The sequence below is a fragment of the Seonamhaeicola aphaedonensis genome (genome assembly GCF_003386195.1).
Taxonomy (GTDB): Bacteria; Bacteroidota; Bacteroidia; order Flavobacteriales; family Flavobacteriaceae; genus Seonamhaeicola; species Seonamhaeicola aphaedonensis.
The window spans coordinates 23,723-45,847 of record NZ_QRDX01000001.1 but is presented as its reverse complement, the minus strand read 5'-3'; the positions used below and the strand labels follow the sequence as shown (position 1 = coordinate 45,847).

The 22,125-nt window shown below is 34.7% G+C and carries 35 protein-coding genes; 34 read left to right on the top strand and 1 reads right to left on the bottom strand.

What is annotated here, in order from left to right; all coding sequences use genetic code 11:
• Positions 1-64: 64 nt before the first annotated feature.
• Entirely contained in the window at positions 65-1,759 is a 1,695-nt protein-coding gene (locus tag DFQ02_RS00275) for a POTRA domain-containing protein (protein WP_116038996.1), read from the bottom strand.
• A gap of 178 nt (positions 1,760-1,937) precedes the next feature.
• On the opposite strand from DFQ02_RS00275, the gene rpsL reads away from it, so the two are divergent.
• From rpsL to eno, 34 genes are all read left to right on the top strand, one after another.
• Positions 1,938-2,312, top strand: coding sequence for a 30S ribosomal protein S12 (gene rpsL / locus DFQ02_RS00270; RefSeq protein WP_116038995.1), 375 nt, complete (start codon positions 1,938-1,940; stop codon positions 2,310-2,312).
• Positions 2,313-2,334: 22 nt separating this feature from the next.
• On the top strand, positions 2,335-2,811 hold the full coding sequence (gene rpsG / locus DFQ02_RS00265; RefSeq protein WP_116038994.1) for a 30S ribosomal protein S7: 477 nt from the start codon (positions 2,335-2,337) through the stop codon (positions 2,809-2,811).
• 8 nt (positions 2,812-2,819) lie between these two features.
• Entirely contained in the window at positions 2,820-4,946 is a 2,127-nt protein-coding gene (fusA, locus tag DFQ02_RS00260) for an elongation factor G (RefSeq protein WP_116038993.1), read from the top strand.
• A gap of 11 nt (positions 4,947-4,957) precedes the next feature.
• Positions 4,958-5,263, top strand: coding sequence for a 30S ribosomal protein S10 (gene rpsJ, locus DFQ02_RS00255; protein WP_076698044.1), 306 nt, complete (start codon positions 4,958-4,960; stop codon positions 5,261-5,263).
• 141 nt (positions 5,264-5,404) lie between these two features.
• A complete protein-coding gene (rplC, locus tag DFQ02_RS00250; RefSeq protein ID WP_116038992.1) occupies positions 5,405-6,022 on the top strand; it encodes a 50S ribosomal protein L3 in 618 nt (205 codons plus the stop codon).
• Positions 6,022-6,651 carry a 50S ribosomal protein L4 gene (gene rplD, locus DFQ02_RS00245; RefSeq protein WP_116038991.1) on the top strand — a complete coding sequence of 210 codons (630 nt, stop codon included), beginning with the start codon at positions 6,022-6,024 and terminating at the stop codon, positions 6,649-6,651. The genes rplC and rplD overlap by 1 nt, the downstream gene beginning before the upstream one ends.
• 8 nt (positions 6,652-6,659) lie before the next feature.
• A complete protein-coding gene (gene rplW, locus DFQ02_RS00240) occupies positions 6,660-6,950 on the top strand; it encodes a 50S ribosomal protein L23 (RefSeq protein WP_116038990.1) in 291 nt (96 codons plus the stop codon).
• A gap of 10 nt (positions 6,951-6,960) precedes the next feature.
• Positions 6,961-7,788: a 50S ribosomal protein L2 gene (gene rplB, locus DFQ02_RS00235; protein WP_116038989.1), complete on the top strand. Its 828-nt coding sequence runs from the start codon at positions 6,961-6,963 to the stop codon at positions 7,786-7,788.
• Positions 7,789-7,791: 3 nt separating this feature from the next.
• Positions 7,792-8,070, top strand: a complete 279-nt coding sequence (gene rpsS, locus DFQ02_RS00230) for a 30S ribosomal protein S19 (protein WP_013869040.1) — start codon at positions 7,792-7,794, stop codon at positions 8,068-8,070.
• 5 nt (positions 8,071-8,075) lie between these two features.
• Positions 8,076-8,483 (top strand): 50S ribosomal protein L22, encoded by a 408-nt coding sequence (rplV, locus tag DFQ02_RS00225; protein WP_116038988.1) that lies wholly within the window; start codon positions 8,076-8,078, stop codon positions 8,481-8,483.
• 9 nt (positions 8,484-8,492) lie between these two features.
• Positions 8,493-9,206: a 30S ribosomal protein S3 gene (rpsC, locus tag DFQ02_RS00220; RefSeq protein WP_116038987.1), complete on the top strand. Its 714-nt coding sequence runs from the start codon at positions 8,493-8,495 to the stop codon at positions 9,204-9,206.
• A 19-nt stretch (positions 9,207-9,225) separates the two neighbouring features.
• Positions 9,226-9,645, top strand: coding sequence for a 50S ribosomal protein L16 (gene rplP, locus DFQ02_RS00215; RefSeq protein ID WP_116038986.1), 420 nt, complete (start codon positions 9,226-9,228; stop codon positions 9,643-9,645).
• A 12-nt stretch (positions 9,646-9,657) separates the two neighbouring features.
• On the top strand, positions 9,658-9,849 hold the full coding sequence (gene rpmC / locus DFQ02_RS00210) for a 50S ribosomal protein L29 (RefSeq protein WP_116038985.1): 192 nt from the start codon (positions 9,658-9,660) through the stop codon (positions 9,847-9,849).
• Positions 9,850-9,861: 12 nt separating this feature from the next.
• Positions 9,862-10,119, top strand: coding sequence for a 30S ribosomal protein S17 (gene rpsQ / locus DFQ02_RS00205; protein WP_042245209.1), 258 nt, complete (start codon positions 9,862-9,864; stop codon positions 10,117-10,119).
• 2 nt (positions 10,120-10,121) lie between these two features.
• Positions 10,122-10,490 carry a 50S ribosomal protein L14 gene (gene rplN, locus DFQ02_RS00200; RefSeq protein WP_116038984.1) on the top strand — a complete coding sequence of 123 codons (369 nt, stop codon included), beginning with the start codon at positions 10,122-10,124 and terminating at the stop codon, positions 10,488-10,490.
• A gap of 12 nt (positions 10,491-10,502) precedes the next feature.
• Positions 10,503-10,814: a 50S ribosomal protein L24 gene (gene rplX, locus DFQ02_RS00195; RefSeq protein WP_116038983.1), complete on the top strand. Its 312-nt coding sequence runs from the start codon at positions 10,503-10,505 to the stop codon at positions 10,812-10,814.
• A gap of 2 nt (positions 10,815-10,816) precedes the next feature.
• The gene (gene rplE / locus DFQ02_RS00190; protein ID WP_116038982.1) at positions 10,817-11,368 is read left to right on the top strand and encodes a 50S ribosomal protein L5; all 552 of its coding nucleotides are present in this window, start codon (positions 10,817-10,819) and stop codon (positions 11,366-11,368) included.
• Positions 11,369-11,371: 3 nt separating this feature from the next.
• Positions 11,372-11,641, top strand: coding sequence for a 30S ribosomal protein S14 (gene rpsN, locus DFQ02_RS00185; RefSeq protein WP_116038981.1), 270 nt, complete (start codon positions 11,372-11,374; stop codon positions 11,639-11,641).
• A gap of 72 nt (positions 11,642-11,713) precedes the next feature.
• Positions 11,714-12,112, top strand: a complete 399-nt coding sequence (gene rpsH / locus DFQ02_RS00180; RefSeq protein WP_116038980.1) for a 30S ribosomal protein S8 — start codon at positions 11,714-11,716, stop codon at positions 12,110-12,112.
• 14 nt (positions 12,113-12,126) lie between these two features.
• Positions 12,127-12,669: a 50S ribosomal protein L6 gene (gene rplF / locus DFQ02_RS00175; protein ID WP_116038979.1), complete on the top strand. Its 543-nt coding sequence runs from the start codon at positions 12,127-12,129 to the stop codon at positions 12,667-12,669.
• Positions 12,670-12,679: 10 nt separating this feature from the next.
• Complete coding sequence (gene rplR, locus DFQ02_RS00170) at positions 12,680-13,036, top strand: 50S ribosomal protein L18 (protein WP_116038978.1); 357 nt, start codon at positions 12,680-12,682, stop codon at positions 13,034-13,036.
• A 6-nt stretch (positions 13,037-13,042) separates the two neighbouring features.
• Positions 13,043-13,567 (top strand): 30S ribosomal protein S5, encoded by a 525-nt coding sequence (rpsE, locus tag DFQ02_RS00165; protein ID WP_116038977.1) that lies wholly within the window; start codon positions 13,043-13,045, stop codon positions 13,565-13,567.
• Between the two features lie 11 nt (positions 13,568-13,578).
• Entirely contained in the window at positions 13,579-13,758 is a 180-nt protein-coding gene (gene rpmD / locus DFQ02_RS00160) for a 50S ribosomal protein L30 (protein ID WP_116038976.1), read from the top strand.
• Positions 13,759-13,772: 14 nt separating this feature from the next.
• Positions 13,773-14,225: a 50S ribosomal protein L15 gene (gene rplO / locus DFQ02_RS00155; protein ID WP_116038975.1), complete on the top strand. Its 453-nt coding sequence runs from the start codon at positions 13,773-13,775 to the stop codon at positions 14,223-14,225.
• Between the two features lie 15 nt (positions 14,226-14,240).
• A complete protein-coding gene (gene secY, locus DFQ02_RS00150; RefSeq protein ID WP_116038974.1) occupies positions 14,241-15,584 on the top strand; it encodes a preprotein translocase subunit SecY in 1,344 nt (447 codons plus the stop codon).
• A gap of 10 nt (positions 15,585-15,594) precedes the next feature.
• Entirely contained in the window at positions 15,595-15,810 is a 216-nt protein-coding gene (gene infA / locus DFQ02_RS00145) for a translation initiation factor IF-1 (RefSeq protein WP_011710675.1), read from the top strand.
• An 87-nt stretch (positions 15,811-15,897) separates the two neighbouring features.
• The gene (gene ykgO / locus DFQ02_RS00140; protein WP_013305171.1) at positions 15,898-16,014 is read left to right on the top strand and encodes a type B 50S ribosomal protein L36; all 117 of its coding nucleotides are present in this window, start codon (positions 15,898-15,900) and stop codon (positions 16,012-16,014) included.
• A gap of 101 nt (positions 16,015-16,115) precedes the next feature.
• Positions 16,116-16,484, top strand: a complete 369-nt coding sequence (rpsM, locus tag DFQ02_RS00135; protein ID WP_116038973.1) for a 30S ribosomal protein S13 — start codon at positions 16,116-16,118, stop codon at positions 16,482-16,484.
• A 110-nt stretch (positions 16,485-16,594) separates the two neighbouring features.
• A complete protein-coding gene (rpsK, locus tag DFQ02_RS00130; protein WP_116038972.1) occupies positions 16,595-16,984 on the top strand; it encodes a 30S ribosomal protein S11 in 390 nt (129 codons plus the stop codon).
• Positions 16,985-17,167: 183 nt separating this feature from the next.
• Positions 17,168-17,773: a 30S ribosomal protein S4 gene (gene rpsD, locus DFQ02_RS00125; RefSeq protein WP_116038971.1), complete on the top strand. Its 606-nt coding sequence runs from the start codon at positions 17,168-17,170 to the stop codon at positions 17,771-17,773.
• A gap of 97 nt (positions 17,774-17,870) precedes the next feature.
• Positions 17,871-18,863 carry a DNA-directed RNA polymerase subunit alpha gene (locus DFQ02_RS00120; RefSeq protein WP_116038970.1) on the top strand — a complete coding sequence of 331 codons (993 nt, stop codon included), beginning with the start codon at positions 17,871-17,873 and terminating at the stop codon, positions 18,861-18,863.
• Positions 18,864-18,981: 118 nt separating this feature from the next.
• The gene (gene rplQ / locus DFQ02_RS00115; protein ID WP_116038969.1) at positions 18,982-19,461 is read left to right on the top strand and encodes a 50S ribosomal protein L17; all 480 of its coding nucleotides are present in this window, start codon (positions 18,982-18,984) and stop codon (positions 19,459-19,461) included.
• A gap of 108 nt (positions 19,462-19,569) precedes the next feature.
• The gene (gene carA / locus DFQ02_RS00110) at positions 19,570-20,673 is read left to right on the top strand and encodes a glutamine-hydrolyzing carbamoyl-phosphate synthase small subunit (RefSeq protein ID WP_116038968.1); all 1,104 of its coding nucleotides are present in this window, start codon (positions 19,570-19,572) and stop codon (positions 20,671-20,673) included.
• Positions 20,674-20,829: 156 nt separating this feature from the next.
• Positions 20,830-22,119, top strand: coding sequence for a phosphopyruvate hydratase (eno, locus tag DFQ02_RS00105; protein ID WP_116038967.1), 1,290 nt, complete (start codon positions 20,830-20,832; stop codon positions 22,117-22,119).
• Positions 22,120-22,125 lie beyond the last annotated feature (6 nt).

Here is a 22,125-nt window from a genome sequence, read left to right as displayed (position 1 = left end):
TGACTGTAAAATTCAATAAAAATAGCTTTAAAGCTTGAAAATTTATAATTCTTCAGGTTCTTAGTTAGAAAATTGTAGTTAAGCTAATATGAACTTTTGAGTTAGAAAGTTTGAACTGTTCGTTTTCTCTCTTTCCGTTAGCATAGTTGAGCTTGAATAGTCCAGACTTGGTTAGAATACCAAATCCAAAACCATAGCTAAAAAGTTTTTGACTTAAGTTGGATGTTTTATTTTCAAAATAGGCTGCATCAATTACAGAATGTAAGTAAATGGCGTTGTTTAGTTGAAATCTGTATTCTGTATTTATCAAACCGTAAAGGGAAGCGAAAAGGCTGTTTTCTTCAAAACCCCTTATAGAGTTGATGCCACCAAAGCGCAAGAGCTCATTTTCAAAGTAGGAATTTGAATTGATAACCGCACCATTGGTTCTAATGTATAAGCTGTTTTTATCGTTTAGGTTAAATATATTATAGGCATTTATTTGAAATAATGATTGCTTTTCTTTTTGAGATGTTTCTTTCCTGTTACCAAAGTTTGTTTCTAAATATACATAGGAATTGATGGGAAAAAGAGCATTGTTGTTTTGGGGTTTTATAAACTCGTAGCTAAATGAAATGAAATTCTTTTCGTAGTCTGATATTGCAGTAAAAGTGTTGTTAGTTAGTAGGTTGTTTGATTCTTCAAAAAGAAATCCAGAACTAATTTTATGTTTAGTACTTATTTGATAATGTATTTTTGCCGATTGATTAACGGTTGTAAAGGTTGAGTCCTTTTTAAATATGTTAAGTGATAAGTCTAAACCAACAGGCGACTTAAATAAATAAGGAAGTGTTAAAGAGGTTTGAAATGTTTTTTGGTCATTCTCATCACTCTTATATAGCAGAGTAAAGGATTCGCCAAAATTTAAATTGTTGGTTAGATTTAAATTTAAATAACCATCAAATTCAATTTTATTGGTTTCTTCATTAGTTCCAAAACCAAGAAAACCATCAAAAGAATTGCTTTGGATTTTTTGTAGGTATAGATAAATGGTTGTTGAATCTTTTGAAAACAAAATTTCGGGTGGTTTAACTTCAGAGGCAAATCTCAAGTTCTGTAATTGTTCTGTTTTTGTTTTTATTTTGTTTAAATCAAAAATTTGAGACGGTTTTATTTTCAAAAAATGTTTTAGATAAGCTTCAGGAAATTTTTCATAACCTTTAACTATGATTTTGTTAATAGTTCTTTTGTTGTCATTGTTTTCAATTTCAAGATGAGCCTTTAGTTTGTATTGATCCTTTATTGTAATGTTAGACAACTTTAGTTTTGAAAACGGAAATCCTCGTTCAGAAATTTTCGAGTTTATAAAGTTTAGTGCATTTTCTATTTCGATAAATTTTAGTTCAAAATAATCATCAAACAAATCTTTTGAAATTTGTTGTAAAATCGATTTAGAAACAGTCTTTTTATCATAATAAATGTGTATGGTACTAAATCTTTTTTTTAGTTGAAACTTTGTTTTGTAGATAGAGTCTTTTATATGTTGAATCGAATCTAGTCTATTCTCAATAAATCCTATTTTATAAAGTTGCTTTTGCACTTCGTCTATTTCTGTTTTTAGAGATAGGAAGTCTTTGTGATTTTTTGAATAATTTAGAGAGTCAATTATTTGGGTTTCTTTGGGAGAGCTACCGCTAATGCCTAACTTTAAGTTTTGACAAAAAACCTGTGGTGAAAAAAATACAAGAATGGTAAGGAGTTGGAATACTGTATTCTTCACTTTGAAATGGCTAAGTTTTTACTGTAAAACTAACGTAAAAACCACAGTAATAATATAGCTTTTCGGTATAAATTTAAATTACCTTGAAAATTAATGAATTAGGGTTTGAATAATTCATTTTAATTTCTACCTTTGCAGCCCTCTAATAAGAGGATTTAAAATTTTATATAATTCATATATGCCAACAATTTCGCAATTAGTAAGAACAGGAAGAGCCAAAATAACCAAGAAGAGTAAATCGGCTGCTTTAGATTCTTGTCCACAAAGACGTGGTGTATGTACTCGTGTTTACACAACAACACCTAAAAAACCTAACTCAGCAATGAGAAAGGTGGCTAGGGTTCGTTTAACAAACGGTAACGAGGTTAATGCATACATTGGTGGTGAAGGACATAATCTTCAAGAGCACTCGATAGTATTGGTTAGAGGTGGAAGGGTAAAAGATTTGCCAGGTGTTAGATATCACATTGTGCGTGGAGCTTTGGATACCGCTGGTGTACAAGGTAGAACACAACGTAGATCTAAGTATGGTGCTAAACGCCCTAAAAAGTAATTAAACACTTTAAGAAGAAGACATGAGAAAAAGACAAGCTAAAAAGAGACCTCTTTTACCAGACCCAAGGTTTAACGATCAATTGGTTACGCGTTTTGTAAACAACCTAATGTGGGATGGGAAGAAGTCTGTAGCATTCAAAGTATTCTATGATGCTATTGATATTGTAGATGCTAAAAAGACAGGTGAAGAAAAAACGGCTTTAGAGCTTTGGAAAGATGCTTTATCTAATGTGATGCCTCACGTAGAAGTACGTAGCCGTCGTGTTGGTGGTGCTACATTCCAAATTCCAATGCAAATCCGTCCAGATAGAAAAATTTCTACAGCAATGAAATGGCTAATTAGTTACGCACGTAAGCGTAATGAAAAATCAATGGCTCAAAAATTAGCTGCTGAAATTTTAGCTGCTGCTAAAGAAGAAGGTGCTGCTGTTAAGAAAAGAGTTGATACTCACAAAATGGCGGAAGCAAATAAAGCATTCTCACACTTTAGATTTTAATTAACGACATGGCAAGAGATTTAAAATATACTAGAAATATTGGTATTGCTGCTCATATTGATGCGGGTAAAACTACAACAACTGAGCGTATACTTTATTATACAGGTGTATCGCACAAAATTGGTGAAGTTCATGATGGTGCTGCGACTATGGACTGGATGGAGCAAGAGCAAGAAAGAGGTATTACTATCACTTCAGCTGCAACTACTTGTACATGGAACTTTCCATTAAAAAATGGGCAGCCAATAGATGAAACAAAACCTTACCATTTTAATATTATTGATACTCCCGGTCACGTTGATTTTACTGTAGAGGTGAACCGTTCGTTACGTGTATTAGATGGATTAGTATTCTTATTTAGTGCGGTTGATGGTGTTGAGCCACAATCTGAAACTAACTGGAGATTAGCTGATAACTATAAAGTTCCTAGAATTGGTTTCGTTAATAAAATGGACCGTCAAGGTTCAAACTTCTTAGCGGTTTGTCAGCAAGTTAAAGATATGTTGAAGTCTAATGCAGTGCCAATTGTATTGAATATTGGTGATGAAGTAGACTTTAAAGGAATTGTAGACCTTGTAAAGAATAGAGCTATTGTATGGCATGATGAAACTCAAGGGGCTACATTTGATGTAATTGATATTCCAGAAGAGTTAAAAGAAGAAGCTCAAAAATACAGAGCGTTACTTATTGAAGAAGTTGCTACTTATGATGAGAATCTTTTAGAAAAATTCATGGAAGATGAAGATTCTATTACAGAAGAAGAAGTGCACGCTGCACTTAGAGCTGCCGTAATGGATATGGCTATCATTCCTATGATTTGTGGTTCTTCATTTAAAAATAAAGGTGTACAGTTTTTATTAGACGCTGTATGTCGTTATTTACCTTCACCATTAGATAGAGATAATATTAAAGGAACAGATCCTGATACAGGTGCGGAGATTTCTCGTAAACCTGATGCTAGCGCGCCTTTTGCTGCATTAGCATTTAAAATTGCTACCGATCCTTTCGTAGGTCGTTTAGCATTCTTCAGAGCATATTCTGGTCGTTTAGATGCAGGTTCTTACGTGTTGAACAATCGTTCTGGTAAAAAAGAGCGTATTTCTCGTATCTATCAAATGCATTCTAACAAGCAAAATGCAATAGAATATATTGAAGCAGGAGATATTGGAGCAGCTGTAGGGTTTAAAGACATTAAAACAGGTGATACTTTATCTGATGAAAAAGCTCCTATTGTTCTAGAGTCTATGGATTTCCCTGATCCTGTAATTGGTATCGCTGTTGAGCCTAAAACTAAGGCAGATGTTGATAAATTAGGAATGGCTTTAGGTAAATTGGCTGAAGAAGATCCAACATTTACTGTTAGAACAGATGAAGCCTCGGGACAGACTATTATTTCTGGTATGGGTGAGCTTCACTTAGATATTATTGTTGACCGTCTTAAGCGTGAGTTTAAGGTTGAGGTAAATCAAGGTCAACCACAAGTAGAGTACAAAGAAGCCATTACCCAGCGTGCTGAACACAGAGAGGTTTATAAGAAACAATCTGGTGGTCGTGGTAAATTTGCAGATATTGTATTCACATTGGAGCCTGCTGAAGAAGGTAAACAAGGTCTAGAATTTGTTTCTGAAATTAAAGGTGGTAATGTTCCAAAAGAATTTATTCCTTCGGTTGAGAAAGGATTCAAAATGGCTATGGTTAATGGCCCTTTAGCAGGATATGAGGTAGATGCTATGAAAGTTACTTTAACAGATGGTTCTTATCACGATGTAGATTCTGATCAATTATCATTCGAATTGGCTGCAAAACTTGGATTTAAAGCTGCCGCAAAAGCTGCAAAAGCTGTAATCATGGAGCCAATCATGAAGTTAGAAGTATTGACTCCAGAAGAAAACATGGGGGATATAGTAGGTGACTTGAACAGAAGACGAGGTCAGGTAAATGACATGAGTGATAGAGCTGGATCTAAGGTTGTTAAGGCTTTGGTCCCATTATCAGAAATGTTTGGTTATGTTACTTCTTTAAGAACTTTATCATCAGGTAGAGCCACTTCTACAATGGAGTTTTCACATTACGCTGAAACTCCTTCAAATATATCTGAAGAAGTAATCAAAGCAGCTAAAGGAGTTGAAGCTTAAAATCTAAGAAAATGAGTCAAAAAATCAGAATAAAATTAAAATCATACGATCATAATTTAGTAGATAAGTCTGCTGATAAAATCGTTAAAACAGTAAAAAGTACTGGAGCTGTTGTAACTGGTCCAATTCCACTACCAACACACAAAAAGATTTTTACTGTACTACGTTCTCCACACGTAAACAAGAAATCAAGAGAACAATTTCAATTATCTTCATACAAAAGATTAATGGATATTTACTCTTCGTCATCAAAAACTATTGATGCGTTAATGAAGCTTGAATTACCAAGTGGTGTTGAAGTAGAGATTAAGGTATAGTTATAATTTCTGCTTACAGCAGAAATGAAACATGTCCCACCGATGCGGTCGCGGGAAAAACGGAAAAATACATTTCAGGGACGAAAGGTATTTTGTCCCTGAAATTTTTTAAATAAGTAATAATAAATTAATAATTAAATTATGTCTGGGTTAATTGGAAAAAAAATCGGTATGACCAGCATCTTTGATGAAAACGGGAAGAACATTCCTTGTACAGTAATCGAAGCTGGACCATGTATCGTTACCCAAGTCAGAACTGAAGAGGTTGACGGCTATAAGGCTGTTCAATTAGGTTTCGATGACGCGACAGAAAAAAGTGCTACCAAAGCAGACCTAGGTCATGCTAAGAAAGCAGGTACTTCTGTTAAACGCAAGGTCGTTGAGTTTAAAGGTTTTGACGAGGAGTACAAATTAGGAGATGCTATTACTGTTGAGCATTTTGCTGAAGGAGAATTTGTTGATATCTCTGGAACATCAAAAGGAAAAGGATTTCAAGGTGTTGTAAAACGTCACGGTTTTGGTGGTGTGGGTCAATCTACGCACGGTCAACATAACCGTTTAAGAGCGCCTGGTTCTATTGGAGCTGCATCTTATCCTGCTAGAGTTTTCAAAGGTTTGAAAATGGCCGGAAGAATGGGTGGAGAAAAAGTGAAAGTACAAAATTTAAGAGTTTTAAAAGTAGTTGCTGAAAAGAACTTACTTGTTGTTAAAGGTTGTGTGCCTGGGCATAAAAATTCTTATGTAATTATTCGTAAGTAATGAAAGTAGCAGTTTTAGACATAAACGGAAAAGACACAGGTAGACAAGCGGAGCTTTCTAACGATGTGTTTGCTATTGAACCAAATAATCATGCGGTATACTTAGACGTTAAGCAGTATTTAGCTAACCAACGTCAAGGGACTCACAAATCTAAAGAAAGAGGTGAGATTGTTGGAAGTACTCGTAAGATTAAGAAACAAAAAGGAACTGGTACTGCTAGAGCTGGTAGTATTAAGTCTGGTGTATTTAAAGGTGGTGGGCGTATGTTCGGACCTAGACCTAGAAACTACAGTTTTAAACTTAATAAAAACTTAAAGCGTTTAGCGCGTAAATCTGCATTAAGTATTAAAGCAGGAGAAAAGGCAATTACGGTTTTAGAAGACTTCAATTTTGAGGCTCCAAAAACTAAAAACTTTACTGCTGTTTTAAAGGCGTTAGACTTAGAAAACAAAAAGTCTTTGTTTGTGTTGGGTGGGTCAAATAATAACGTATATTTGTCATCGCGCAATTTAAAGGGTTCTGAGGTTATAACTAATTCAGAATTAAGCACTTATAAGATTTTAAATGCAAATCAAGTAGTGTTTTTAGAAGGCGCTTTAGAAGGAATTGAATCTAACTTAAGTAAATAAGACACAGTATGAGTATCTTAATTAAACCTATAATCACAGAAAAAGCGACTGCAGATAGTGAGTTAAATAACTGCTATACTTTCGCGGTGAATACAAAGGCGAACAAGGTGGAAATCAAAAAAGCTGTAGAGGCTACTTATGGTGTTTCTGTTGAAAAAGTTCGTACTATAAATGTCCGTCCAGATCGTAGTACCAAGTATACAAAAACTGGTATTCAACATGGTAAAACAAATGCTGTAAAAAAGGCAATTGTACAACTGGCGGAAGGTGAAATGATTGATTTATATGCTAATATGTAATTAGACAACAATGTCAGTAAGAAAATTAAAACCAATCACACCAGGACAGCGATTTAGAGTAGTAAATGGATTTGACGCCATTACTACTGATAAGCCGGAGAAAAGTTTATTGGCTCCGAAAAAACGTTCAGGTGGTAGAAACAGTCAAGGAAAAATGACCATGCGCTATAAAGGTGGAGGTCATAAGAGAAAGTATCGTGTTATTGATTTTAAACGTAACAAAACTGGTATTCCAGCGGAGGTTAAAACTATAGAATACGATCCTAACAGATCAGCTTTTATAGCCTTATTGAACTATCAAGATGGCGAGAAGCGTTACATCATTGCTCAAAATGGTTTACAGGTTGGACAAAATGTAGTGTCTGGTGAACAAGGAATTGCTCCTGAAATTGGTAATGCAATGCCTTTAAGTGAAATTCCATTAGGAACCATAATTTCTTGTGTAGAATTACGTCCTGGTCAAGGTGCTGTTATGGCACGTAGTGCTGGAGCTTTTGCACAGTTAATGGCAAGAGATGGTAAGTTTGCTACTATCAAATTACCTTCTGGTGAAACGCGTTTAGTATTAGTTACTTGTATGGCTACTATCGGCGTTGTTTCTAACTCAGATCATCAGTTGTTAGTGTCTGGTAAAGCTGGTAGAACAAGATGGTTAGGTAGAAGGCCAAGAACAAGACCAGTAGTAATGAACCCAATTGATCATCCAATGGGTGGTGGTGAAGGTCGTGCTTCAGGTGGTCACCCACGTTCTAGAAACGGTATACCTGCTAAAGGTTATAGAACCCGTTCTAAAACAAAAGCGAGTAACAAATATATTGTAGAACGTAGAAAGAAATAAGACATGGCAAGATCACTAAAAAAAGGACCTTACGTTCATTATAAATTAGAAAGAAAAGTGGCTGCAAACGTTGAAGCTAACAAAAAAACAGTTATCAAAACTTGGTCTAGAGCTAGTATGATTACACCTGATTTTGTTGGACAAACAATAGCAGTACATAATGGTCGTCAATTTGTCCCTGTTTATGTAACAGAGAATATGGTAGGTCATAAGTTAGGAGAATTTTCACCAACACGTTCATTCCGTGGACATGCAGGTGCAAAAAATAAAGGTAAAAAATAAGAGCTATGGGAAGTCGTAAAAAACAAATGGCAGACGCTATTAAGGAAAGCAAAAAGCAAGTCGCTTTTGCTAAACTTAATAACTGTCCTACGTCACCAAGAAAAATGCGTTTAGTAGCCGATTTAGTAAGAGGTGAAAAGGTAGAAAAGGCACTTAATATATTGAAATTTAGCCAAAAAGAAGCGTCTAATCGTTTAGAAAAGTTATTACTTTCAGCAATTGCTAATTGGCAAGCTAAAAACGAAGATGCAGATATCGAGTCGGCTGAATTATTTGTAAAAGAGATCAGAGTTGATGGTGGGTCTATGTTAAAGAGATTACGTCCAGCACCTCAAGGTCGTGCACACAGAATTAGAAAAAGATCCAACCACGTAACCTTAGTGCTTGGAGATAACAATAACACACAAAGCTAAGATAGAAGTATGGGACAAAAAACAAATCCAATCGGAAATCGCTTAGGAATTATCAGAGGATGGGAATCTAACTGGTACGGAGGAAACGATTATGGTGACAAGCTAGCCGAAGACGATAAGATTAGAAAATACGTTCACGCGCGTTTATCTAAAGCTAGTGTTAGTAGAGTAATTATAGAAAGAACTCTTAAGCTTGTAACCGTTACTATCACTACTGCTAGACCTGGTATTATTATCGGTAAAGGTGGTCAAGAGGTAGACAAGTTAAAAGAAGAGCTTAAAAAGATTACTGGAAAAGAAGTTCAGATTAACATCTTTGAGATTAAAAGACCTGAACTAGATGCATTTTTAGTAGCATCAAGTATTGCAAGACAAATTGAAAATAGAATTTCTTACCGTCGTGCAATAAAAATGGCTATTGCTGCTACAATGCGTATGAATGCTGAAGGAATTAAAATTCAAATTAGTGGTCGTTTAAACGGGGCTGAAATGGCACGTTCTGAGCATTACAAAGAAGGACGTATTCCTTTATCAACATTTAGAGCCGATATTGACTATGCTTTAGTTGAAGCCCACACTACTTATGGTAGATTGGGTGTTAAAGTATGGATAATGAAAGGTGAAGTATATGGTAAAAGAGAGCTTTCTCCGCTTGTTGGTTTATCTAAGAAGCAAGGAAAAGGTGGCGGACGTGGAACTAAAGCTCCTCGTCGCAGAAAGTAATTTTTTAAAGTAAAAAAACATGTTACAGCCTAAAAGAACAAAATTTCGTAAGCAACAGAAAGGACGCATGAAAGGGCTTTCTCAAAGAGGGCACCAACTTTCAAACGGAACTTTCGGTATAAAAGCATTAGACTCAACGTTTATAACAGCGCGTCAAATTGAAGCTGCTCGTATTGCTGCTACTCGTTATATGAAAAGAGAAGGGTCTCTTTGGATTAAAATATTTCCAGACAAACCTATCACAAAAAAGCCTCTTGAAGTACGTATGGGTAAAGGTAAAGGTGCCGTAGAGTATTGGGTAGCTGTTGTAAAACCAGGACGCGTTTTATTTGAGATTGGTGGAGTACCATTAGACGTAGCTAAAGAAGCATTACGTTTAGCAGCTCAAAAATTACCAGTAAAAACTAAGTTTTTAATTGCTCGCGATTACGAAGCATAATAATTTAAGATTATGAAACAATCAGAAATTAAAGAATTATCTACAGCTGAGTTACAAGAAAAACTTAGTGAGACTAAAAAAAGTTATTCAGACCTAAAATTAGCTCATGCAATATCTCCTTTAGAGAATCCAATTCAGTTACGTACTGTAAGACGTACTGTAGCCAGAATTGCAACGGAGTTAACTAAAAGAGATTTACAATAATTCTGCTGAAAGATGGAAACAAGAAATTTAAGAAAAGAACGTATAGGGGTTGTTACAAGTAACAAAATGCAGAAATCTATTGTGGTTTCTGAGGTGAAAAAAGTAAAGCACCCTATGTATGGAAAATTCGTTTTAAAAACGAAGAAGTACGTTGCACACGACGAGAAGAACGACTGCAACGAAGGAGATACTGTTAGGATCATGGAAACAAGACCTATGAGTAAATCTAAGTGTTGGAGATTAGTTGAAATAATTGAAAGAGCTAAGTAATTATGGTACAACAAGAATCAAGACTTAAGGTAGCAGATAACACCGGAGCAAAAGAAGTTTTAACTATTCGCGTTCTAGGTGGTACTAAAAGAAGATATGCATCAGTTGGAGACAAAATAGTAGTTTCTGTTAAAGATGCAACTCCTAACGGCAACATTAAAAAAGGAGCTGTTTCAACAGCTGTTGTTGTTCGTACTGTAAAGGAAGTAAGAAGACCAGACGGATCTTATATTAGATTTGATGATAACGCATGTGTATTACTAAATCCGCAAGGAGAAATGAGAGGTACACGTGTATTTGGTCCTGTTGCAAGAGAACTTCGTGATAAGCAATTCATGAAGATTGTATCATTAGCACCAGAGGTGCTTTAATACATTATTATGATGACAAAGCTTAAAATTAAAACAGGAGATACTGTAAAAGTAATTGCCGGAGACCATAAAGGAGCAGAAGGTAAAGTACAAAAAGTATTGATAGATAAGAACAAAGCGATTGTAGAGGGAGTTAACATGGTTAAGAAACATACAAAACCAAGTGCACAAAACCCTCAAGGAGGAATCGTAGAGAAAGAAGCGCCAATTCATATTTCAAACTTATCGTTGTTAACTGCAAATGGTGAAACAACAAGAGTAGGTTTTAGAATGGAAGGCGATAAGAAAGTGAGATTTTCAGTAAAATCTAATGAAGTAATATAGTTATGGCATATTCACCAAGACTTAAGCAAGAGTATAAAAGCAGAGTAATTGCAGCTCTTACAGATGAATTTGGATACAAAAATGTAATGCAAGTTCCTAAACTAGAAAAGATAGTGATATCTAAAGGTGTTGGAGCCGCTGTTGCAGATAAAAAGTTAATTGACCATGCTGTAGAAGAGTTAACTACTATATCTGGTCAAAAAGCTGTAGCAACCATATCAAAAAAAGACGTTGCTTCTTTTAAATTACGTAAAGGTATGCCAATAGGCGCTAAAGTAACATTACGTGGCGAAAGAATGTATGAGTTCTTAGATAGACTAGTGACTTCTGCATTGCCACGTGTTAGAGATTTTAATGGAATTAAAGCAACTGGTTTTGATGGAAGAGGTAATTACAATTTAGGTGTTACTGAGCAAATTATTTTCCCAGAGATAAACATTGATAAAGTAAATAAAATCTCTGGTATGGATATTACATTTGTAACTTCTGCAGAAACAGATAAAGAAGCAAAATCATTATTAACTGAATTAGGGTTACCTTTTAAAAAGAACTAAGTTATGGCTAAAGAATCAATGAAAGCCCGCGAGGTAAAAAGAGCTAAAACAGTAGCTAAATATGCTGCAAAACGCAAAGCTTTGAAAGAAGCTGGAGATTATGAAGCATTACAAAAGTTACCAAAAAATGCTTCCCCTATTCGCATGCATAATAGATGTAAATTAACAGGAAGACCTAAAGGTTATATGAGAGATTTTGGAATTTCTCGTGTAACTTTTAGAGAAATGGCTAACCAAGGCCTTATTCCTGGTGTTAGAAAAGCTAGTTGGTAATATTATTTAAAGTAATCAGATTTAAGGTTCGGTAGCCAACACTGAAAACCAAAATCGCAAAATCAATTAATTATGTACACAGATCCAATTGCGGATTATTTAACAAGAATTAGAAACGCAGTGCGTGCTGGCCACAGAGTGGTTGAAATTCCTGCTTCTAATTTAAAGAAAGACATAACTAAAATATTATTCGAACAAGGATATATTTTAAGTTACAAATTTGATGATTCTACAGCACAGGGTACTATTAAAATTGCACTTAAATACAACAGTGTAACTAAAGAGCCTGTTATTAAGAAAATTCAAAGAATAAGTAAACCAGGTTTACGTAAGTATGCCGGTGCTAAAGAATTACCTAGAATTCTTAATGGTCTTGGTGTTGCTATTGTTTCTACTTCTCATGGAGTAATGACAGGTAAACAAGCCAAAAGAGATAACGTAGGTGGTGAAGTATTGTGTTACGTTTACTAAAAAGGGAGAAAGCGATGAGTAGAATAGGAAATAACCCAATAGCAATTCCAGAAGGAGTTACTGTAGAAGTAAAAGATAACGTAATTGCCGTAAAAGGTAAACTAGGAGAGTTAACTCAAGAGTTTGATACTGTTAATGTTAAAGTTGAAGAAGGTAACGTGGTTGTATCACGTTCAGATGATTCTAAAGACTTTAAAGCAAAGCATGGTCTTTACAGGTCACTTGTAAACAATATGATTGAAGGTGTATCTAAAGGATTTACTAAAGAATTAGAGTTGGTAGGTGTAGGTTACAGAGCCAGTAATCAAGGTCAAAAACTTGATTTGGCTTTAGGTTTTTCACATAATATTATTTTAGACTTAGCTCCTGAAGTTAAGGTTGAAACCGTAAGTGAAAAAGGTAAAAACCCTATAGTAAAGTTAACTTCTCATGATAAACAACTTGTTGGTCAAGTAGCTGCAAAGATTCGTGGTTTTAGAAAACCAGAACCATACAAAGGTAAGGGTATCAAGTTTGTTGGTGAAGAAATTAGAAGAAAAGCAGGTAAATCAGCTTAATAATTAAGTTATGGCATTAACAAAGAACCAAAGAAGACAAAGAATAAAAAACAGAATCCGTAAGGTAGTTTCTGGTACAGAGGTAAAACCTAGATTAGCTGTTTTTAGAAGTAATAAAGAAATTTACGCTCAAATTATAGATGACGTTTCTGGTAAAACTATTAGCGCTGCATCTTCAAGAGATAAAGATATAGATTCTGCTAAAGTAAACAAGACCGAGGCTGCTAAATTGGTAGGCAAGGCTGTTGCAGAAAAAGCTTTAAAAGCAGGTGTTGAGACCATTGCTTTTGATAGAGGTGGCTATTTATATCATGGTAGAGTTAAATCATTAGCTGAAGGTGCTAGAGAAGCTGGATTAAAATTTTAAGAAATTATGTATCAAAATTATAAAAGCGCAGAATTAGTAAAACCAGGTGGATTAGATCTAAAAGATCGTTTAGTTGGTGTGCAAAGGGTTACAAAAGTAACTAAAGGAGGTAGAGCTTTTGGTTTCTCAGCTATCGTTGTAGTTGGAGATGAGGCTGGTGTTGTAGGGCAAGGTTTAGGAAAATCTAAAGACGTTGCTAGCGCCATTGCTAAAGCCGTTGAAGATGCTAAGAAAAACCTAGTACGTATTCCTATTAGAAAAGGAACATTACCGCATGAGCAAAAAGGTAAATATGGTGGAGCTAGAGTAAACATTATTCCTGCTGCTCCTGGTACAGGGGTTATAGCAGGTGGTGCAGTAAGAACTGTTCTTGAGGCTGTTGGAGTACACGATGTACTTTCAAAATCTCAAGGATCTTCAAACCCTCACAATGTTGTAAAAGCTACATTTGATGCTTTATTGCAATTAAGAGATGCTAACACTATTGCTAAAGATAGAGGTATTTCACTTGAAAAAGTTTTTAACGCTTAATATAGACAGAAATGGCAAAGATTAAAGTAACAAAAGTTAAAAGCGCAATCAATCGTACGCAAAGACAAAAAAGAATTCTTGAGTCTTTAGGTCTTAAAAAGATTGGTCAAGTAAAAGAGCATGAAGCTACACCAAACATTTTGGGTATGGTAGCTAAAGTTTCACATTTAGTTTCTGTTGAGGAAGCTTAAAAATATAAACTGAAATGGATTTAAGTAATTTACAACCTGCAGAAGGTTCAGTAAAAAACCAAGGAAAACGTGTAGGTCGCGGACAAGGTTCTGGTAAAGGAGGTACTGCTACACGTGGTCACAAAGGAGCCAAGTCGCGTTCTGGTTATTCTAAAAAATTAGGATTTGAAGGAGGTCAAATGCCACTTCAAAGACGTGTTCCTAAATTTGGTTTTAAAAACATCAATCGCGTTGAATATCAAGGTATTAATTTAGATACGTTGCAGCAATTGGTTGATGATAAGAAGATTAAAGATACAGTAGATTTAGACGTTATTTTATCTAACAGATTAGCTGGTAAAAACGATTTAGTTAAGATTTTAGGTAGAGGTGAATTAAAGGCTAAATTAAAAGTATCTGCTCACAAGTTTACTGCTTCAGCAAAAGCTGCTATAGAAGCTGCTGGAGGAGAAGCTGTAACATTATAAGACCTTATTAACAGTATGAAATTTATAGAATCAATAAAAAATGTTTGGAAAATAGAGGAGCTGAGAAACAGAATCGTCTTAACGTTGGGTCTGTTATTAGTTTATCGTTTTGGTACCGTTGTTACATTACCTGGTATTGATCCTGATCAATTACAAGGGTTGGCTGATAGTACTGATGAAGGTATCCTAGGATTACTTGCTGCTTTTACAGGTGGTGCGCTATCCAGAGCATCGGTATTTGCATTAGGTATCATGCCCTACATTTCTGCTTCTATTGTTGTACAATTAATGGGTATTGCAATTCCTTATTTGCAAAAACTGCAAAAAGAAGGTGCTAGTGGTCAAAAGAAAATCACTCAAATTACGCGTTGGTTAACCATAGCTATTTGTTTGTTCCAATCGCCAGCCTATTTAGCTAGTTTACCTAGTTTAGGAGTGCCTCAAAGTGCATATTTATTGTCAGGGCCAATTTTCTATTTTTCATCTATAAGTATATTGGTTACAGGCTGTATTTTTGCTATGTGGCTTGGTGAAAAAATAACAGATAAAGGAATAGGTAATGGTATTTCATTATTAATTATGGTAGGTATCATTGCTACCTTACCTCAGTCTTTTGTGCAAAATGCAGCAACAAGAATGGAAGGCAACAATGTTATGCTTATTCTTTTTGAACTTGTAATTTGGTTTGTAATCATTTTAGCGTCTATTATGTTGGTAATGGCCGTTAGGAAGATTGCAGTACAATACGCGAGAAGAACGGCTTCTGGTGGTTATGAAAGAGCTGCCGCAGGTGGATCTAGACAATACATACCATTAAAGCTTAATGCTTCAGGGGTAATGCCAATTATATTTGCACAAGCTATCATGTTTGTTCCAGGAGTTATTGGTGGTTCTTCATGGTTAAAAGATACAGGAGCTGGGGCTTGGTTACAAACTAATTTTTCAGATATTTTCGGATTTTGGTATAACTTGGTGTTTGCTCTGTTAATTATTGTATTCACCTATTTCTATACAGCTATCACGGTACCTACAAATAAAATGGCCGATGATTTAAAGCGAAGTGGTGGTTTTATTCCTGGAATTCGTCCAGGTTCTGAAACAGCAGAGTATTTAGATAAAATAATGTCTCAAATAACATTACCTGGTTCTGTTTTCTTAGCTTTAATAGCTGTATTTCCAGCATTTATTGTTAAGCTTATGGATGTAGGTCAAGGTTGGGCATTATTTTTTGGAGGAACATCACTATTGATTATGGTAGGAGTTGCAATTGATACTATGCAGCAGATAAATGCTTACTTGCTGAACAGACATTATGATGGCTTGATGAAAACGGGTAAAAATAGAAAAGCAATAGCTTAATTATTATACTATGGCAAAACAAGCAGCAATAGAGCAAGACGGAACAATTATAGAAGCATTATCTAATGCCATGTTTCGTGTTGAATTAGAAAATGGTCACGTTGTGACAGCACATATTTCTGGTAAAATGCGTATGCATTATATAAAGCTGTTACCAGGAGATAAAGTAAAATTAGAAATGAGTCCTTATGATTTAACTAAGGCTCGTATAACTTATAGATATTAAAAACTTAGTTAAAAGTTAAGAGTTAAAAGTTAAAAGTTTTCAACTTTTTGCTTAAGGCTTAAAGCTTAAAGCTTAAAACTATAAAAGATGAAAGTAAGAGCATCAGTTAAAAAAAGAAGCGCAGATTGTAAAATTGTGCGTAGAAAAGGAAGACTTTACGTTATAAACAAAAAGAATCCTAGATTTAAACAAAGACAAGGTTAATTAAAAGTCATTAGTTTTTTAGACGTTAGATGAATCTGTTTGAAATAGCAATGTTTAGGATTCTAACAACTAAAAGCTAACAACTAGAAACTAAAAACAATATGGCAAGAATTGCAGGTGTAGACATACCAAAACACAAAAGAGGAGTAATTGCTTTAACGTATATCTACGGAGTAGGTAAAAGTAGAGCGCAAGAAATTTTAGCAACTGCTAAGGTTGACGAAGACATCAAAGTTCAAGATTGGGACGATGATCAAATTAGCGGTATTCGTGAAGCTATAGCAGCTTACACTATCGAAGGCGAGTTACGTTCTGAAACTCAATTAAACATTAAACGTTTAATGGATATTGGATGTTTTAGAGGTATTCGTCACAGAGCTGGTTTACCATTAAGAGGACAACGTACAAAAAACAACTCTAGAACCAGAAAAGGTAGAAGAAAAACAGTTGCTAACAAGAAAAAAGCGTAATTAATAACAAGATATTAGTCATTAGTATTTAGACGTTAGATGAATCTGTTTGAAATAGCAATGTTTAGGATTCTAACAACTAAAAGCTAACAGCTAGAAACTAAAGAAATATGGCAAAGACAAAAACAAGTACAAAAAAACGTAAAGTTATTGTTGACTCTATAGGAGAAGCACACATTACAGCTTCTTTCAATAACATTATTATATCTCTTACCAACAAAAAAGGTGATGTTATTTCATGGTCATCTGCTGGTAAAATGGGTTTTAGAGGATCTAAGAAAAACACACCTTATGCGGCTCAATTGGCTGCTGAAGATGCTGCTAATGTAGCACAAGAAGCAGGATTAAAAAAAGTAAAAGTATATGTGAAAGGTCCCGGTAATGGTAGAGAGTCTGCTATTCGTTCTATTCATAATGCAGGTATTGAGGTGACTGAAATTATTGATGTTACTCCATTGCCGCACAATGGATGTAGACCTCCTAAAAGAAGAAGAGTTTAATCACTAAAAAGTGATTTTTATAAGTTAAAATTAATATTATCTGATTGTCAGATGATATTAATTTTTTGCATAAATTTGCAAACTGAAAAAATTTAATTAAAACAAGTATCAACAAGAGATAAAACGGTTATCGAAGGATAAGATTAAGACCTTAATTCATAACCACTCTTAAAACAATTTAAAATGGCAAGATATACTGGTCCTAAAACTAAAATAGCTAGAAAATTTGGTGAAGCTATTTTTGGAGAAGATAAGTCTTTTGAAAAAAGAAATTATCCTCCAGGTCAACACGGAAACAACAGACGCCGTGGTAAAAAGTCTGAGTACGCAATTCAATTAGCTGAAAAACAAAAAGCTAAATATACTTATGGTATATTGGAGCGTCAGTTTAGAGGATTGTTCAAAAAAGCAAGAGCTGCTCAAGGTATTACCGGTGAGGTGTTGTTGCAGTTATGTGAGTCTCGCTTAGATAACGTAGTTTATAGAATGGGAATGGCACCTTCGAGAAGTGGCGCACGACAATTGGTTTCTCACAGACACATTACTGTAAATGGAGATGTGGTTAACATTCCTTCTTACCAACTAAAGGCTGGAGACGTTGTAGGTGTAAGAGAAAAATCTAAATCTTTAGAAGTTATTCAAAATTCACTTTCAAACACATCTCAAGTTTATGAGTGGATTACTTGGAATAATGAAACTAAAGAAGGAACTTATGTGTCTGTTCCTGCTAGAATTCAAATTCCAGAAAATATCAACGAGCAATTCATCGTCGAATTATACTCTAAATAATAAATTAACAACATTGGTATTTAGCCAAAGGGTTTATTTGTCCTTCTTCAAACTCATAGACCGCGCAACTAAATAACAATTAAAACGAAGAAAAAATATGGCAGTTTTTAGTTTTCAAAAGCCCGACAAAGTAATCATGATTGATTCCACAGATTTTGAAGGGAAATTCGAATTTCGTCCTTTAGAACCTGGTTACGGATTAACAGTCGGTAATGCTCTTAGGAGAGTATTACTTTCTTCCTTAGAGGGTTTTGCAATTACTTCTGTAAGAATTGAAGGCGTAGACCACGAGTTTTCTACAATTCCTGGTGTAGTTGAAGATGTTACAGAAATTATTTTAAATTTAAAACAAGTACGTTTTAAAAGGCAAATAGACGATATTGATAACGAGTCTGTTTCAATTTCAATTTCTGGTCAAGAGAGAATTACCGCTGGAGATTTCCAAAAGTTTATTTCTGGTTTTCAGGTTTTAAACACAGAGTTGGTAATCTGTAACTTAGATCCTAAAGTAAATTTCAACTTAGAAATTACAATTGAAAAGGGTAGAGGTTACGTGCCTGCAGAAGAAAATAAAAAGGCTGCGGCTCCAGTAGGAACTATTTTTACAGATTCTGTTTATACACCAATCAAAAATGTTAAGTATAGCATTGAAAATTATCGTGTTGAGCAAAAAACAGATTACGAAAAATTAGTTTTTGAAATCTTGACCGATGGTTCTATCACACCTCAAGATGCTTTAACAGAGGCTGCAAAAACGTTAATTCATCACTTTATGTTGTTCTCTGATGAAAGAATAACTTTGGAGGCTGATGAAATTGCACAAACTGAAACATACGATGAAGAGTCTTTACACATGCGTCAGTTGCTTAAAACTAAGTTAATCGATATGGATTTATCTGTACGTGCGCTCAACTGTTTAAAGGCTGCAGAAGTAGATACGTTAGGAGACTTGGTATCATTCAATAAAAATGACTTAATGAAATTCAGAAACTTTGGTAAAAAGTCTTTAACAGAGTTGGAAGAGCTTGTAAACGTTAAAGGGCTGAGTTTTGGAATGGATTTAAGCAAATATAAATTAGACAAAGATTAGAAATAGTTGGTTTTTGTCATTCCTGCGAAGGTAGGAGTCTATTTTTAAACTATATTAATTAATCATATTTTGCTCCCACGTTTATGTGGTTTGGTAGCAAGATGATAAAACAAAAGTCATGAGACACGGAAAAAAAATCAACCATTTAGGTAGAAAAACTGCTCACAGAAAATCAATGTTAGCTAATATGGCTTGTTCTTTAATAGAACACAAGCGTATTAATACTACGGTTGCAAAAGCTAAAGCTTTAAAACAATTTGTTGAACCATTAGTAACTAAATCTAAAGAAGATACTACTCATAACAGACGTATTGTTTTTAGTAAGTTAAGACAAAAAGATGCAGTAACAGAGTTATTTAGAGAAGTAGCTGTTAAAGTTGGTGACAGACCAGGTGGTTATACTAGAATCATTAAGCTAGGTAATCGTTTAGGAGATAATGCTGATATGGCAATGATTGAGTTAGTAGATTACAACGAAATTTATAATGCAGATAAGCCTAAGAAGAAATCTACAAGAAGAAGTAGAAGAGGTGGTAGCAAACCGGCTGCAGCGGCTCCTGTAGTTGAAGATACAGCAACTAAAGAAGAGGAAGAATAAATGTTAATAAGCATTTAATATATTAAGGATAAACTATTTTTAGTTTATCCTTTTTTTTTGAATTTTTGTAAAACTTTTTCCCGCTAGGGGAATCTCATAAAAATTAAGATGAAATATCAAAAAAAACAAGATGCCGTAGTTATTTTAGCAGACGGTACCATTTTTTATGGAAAAGCAGTAGGTAATAAACAAGGAACAGCATTTGGAGAAGTATGTTTTAATACCGGAATGACAGGTTATCAGGAGATTTTCACCGATCCATCATATTTTGGTCAGTTAATGGTAGCTACCAATGCACATATTGGTAATTATGGAACTAATGAAGATGAAGTAGAATCAGATTCAATAAAAATTGCTGGCTTAATTGTTAAAAACTTCAGTTATGATTACTCACGTGATGCCGCTGATAGCTCACTGGAGGAATTTTTAAATAAAAACAATCTATTTGCAGTTTCAGATGTTGATACCAGAGCTCTTGTAAGTTATATAAGAGAACATGGTGCAATGAATGCGGTTATAAGCACTGAAGTTAATGATATTGAAGGTTTAAAAAAGCAATTGGCAGAAGTACCAAGCATGGAAGGTTTGGAGTTAGCCTCGAAAGTATCAACAAAAGAGCCTTACTATTTTGGAAATAAGAATGCAACTTACAAAGTAGCCGCCTTAGACATAGGTATAAAGAAAAATATTTTAAGAAACATAGCCAGCAGAGATTGTTATATAAAGGTTTTTCCATATAACTCTACGTTTGAAGATTTAGAAGCCTTTAATCCAGATGGTTATTTCTTATCAAACGGACCAGGAGATCCGGAGCCTTTAGTTGAAGCCCAAACGGTGGCTAGAGAAGTTATAAAACGAAACTTACCGTTGTTTGGTATTTGTTTAGGGCATCAAGTAATTGCTATTGCTAATGGTGTGTCTACTTACAAAATGTATAATGGACATAGAGGGATCAATCATCCTGTAAAGAATCTAATAACTGGTAAAGGCGAAATTACTTCTCAAAATCATGGATTTGCTGTAAACCGAGACGAAGCAGAAGCTCATCCAGATTTAGAAGTGACACATGTTCACTTAAATGACAATACCTTAGCAGGATTAGCAATGAAGAATAAAAATGTATTCTCTGTACAGTATCATCCAGAGGCAAGTCCTGGACCTCATGATTCATCATATTTGTTCGATCAATTTATTGAAAACATTAAAAAGTAAAACATCGATATTTAGTCTGTAACTAATTGATATTAAAGGTAAATATTTTACTAAAACGTTATAGATATTATTTTGCTAAATTCTTTCAAAACATCTCAATAAAAACAAGATTTAGCCGTAAATTTGAAGTATTAAAAGTTTAAAAATTAACCAATTATGAGTATAATAATTAATGTCCACGCAAGACAAATTCTTGATTCAAGAGGTAACCCTACCGTTGAAGTAGATGTGGTAACTGAAAATAATATATTAGGAAGAGCTGCTGTTCCCTCTGGAGCATCAACTGGTGAGCATGAAGCAGTTGAGTTGCGCGATGGTGGAAATACGTACATGGGTAAAGGTGTTTTAAAGGCAGTAGAAAATGTAAATACTATAATTGCTGAAGAATTAATTGGTGTTTCTGTTTTTGAACAAAACCTTATTGATAAAATAATGATTGATTTAGATGGCACTCCAAACAAATCTAAATTAGGAGCTAACGCTATTTTAGGAGTGTCTTTGGCTGTTGCAAAAGCTGCTGCCAATGAATTGAATATGCCACTTTATAGATATGTAGGTGGTGTTTCAGCAAACACGTTGCCAGTGCCAATGATGAACATCATAAATGGAGGATCTCACAGTGATGCTCCAATAGCGTTCCAAGAGTTTATGATAATGCCTGTAAAAGCAAAAACATTTACACATGCAATGCAAATGGGTACAGAAATTTTTCATCATTTAAAGAAAGTGTTACATGACAGAGGCTTGAGTACAGCAGTTGGTGACGAAGGTGGATTTGCTCCAACTTTAGATGGTACTGAAGATGCAATTGAAACAATAGGTAAGGCCGTTGAAAATGCAGGATATAAGTTTGGTGATGAAGTAAAGATTGCATTAGATTGTGCATCCGCAGAGTTCTATAAAGATGGTAAATACGATTACACACTCTTTGAAGGAGAAAAAGGGATGGTGAGAACATCAGAGGAGCAAGCAGAGTACTTAGCAGAATTATGTGCTAAATATCCAATTATTTCCATAGAAGATGGTATGGATGAGAATGATTGGGATGGCTGGAAATCATTAACGGAGAAAGTGGGAGACAAAGTACAATTAGTTGGTGATGATTTATATGTAACTAATGTGGAGCGTTTATCTCGCGGAATTGAAAATGGTATTGCAAATTCAATCTTAATTAAGGTAAACCAAATAGGTTCTTTAACAGAAACTATCGCGGCGGTTAATATGGCCAAAAATGCTGGTTATACTTCTGTAATGTCTCATAGATCTGGAGAGACAGAAGATAACACTATTGCCGATTTAGCTGTTGCCCTTAACTGTGGACAAATAAAAACTGGTTCTGCATCGCGTTCAGACCGAATGGCTAAATATAATCAATTATTACGTATTGAAGAAGAGCTAGGAGACGTTGCTTATTTCCCTCAGGAAAATGCTTTTAAAGTGAAATAAACTTAG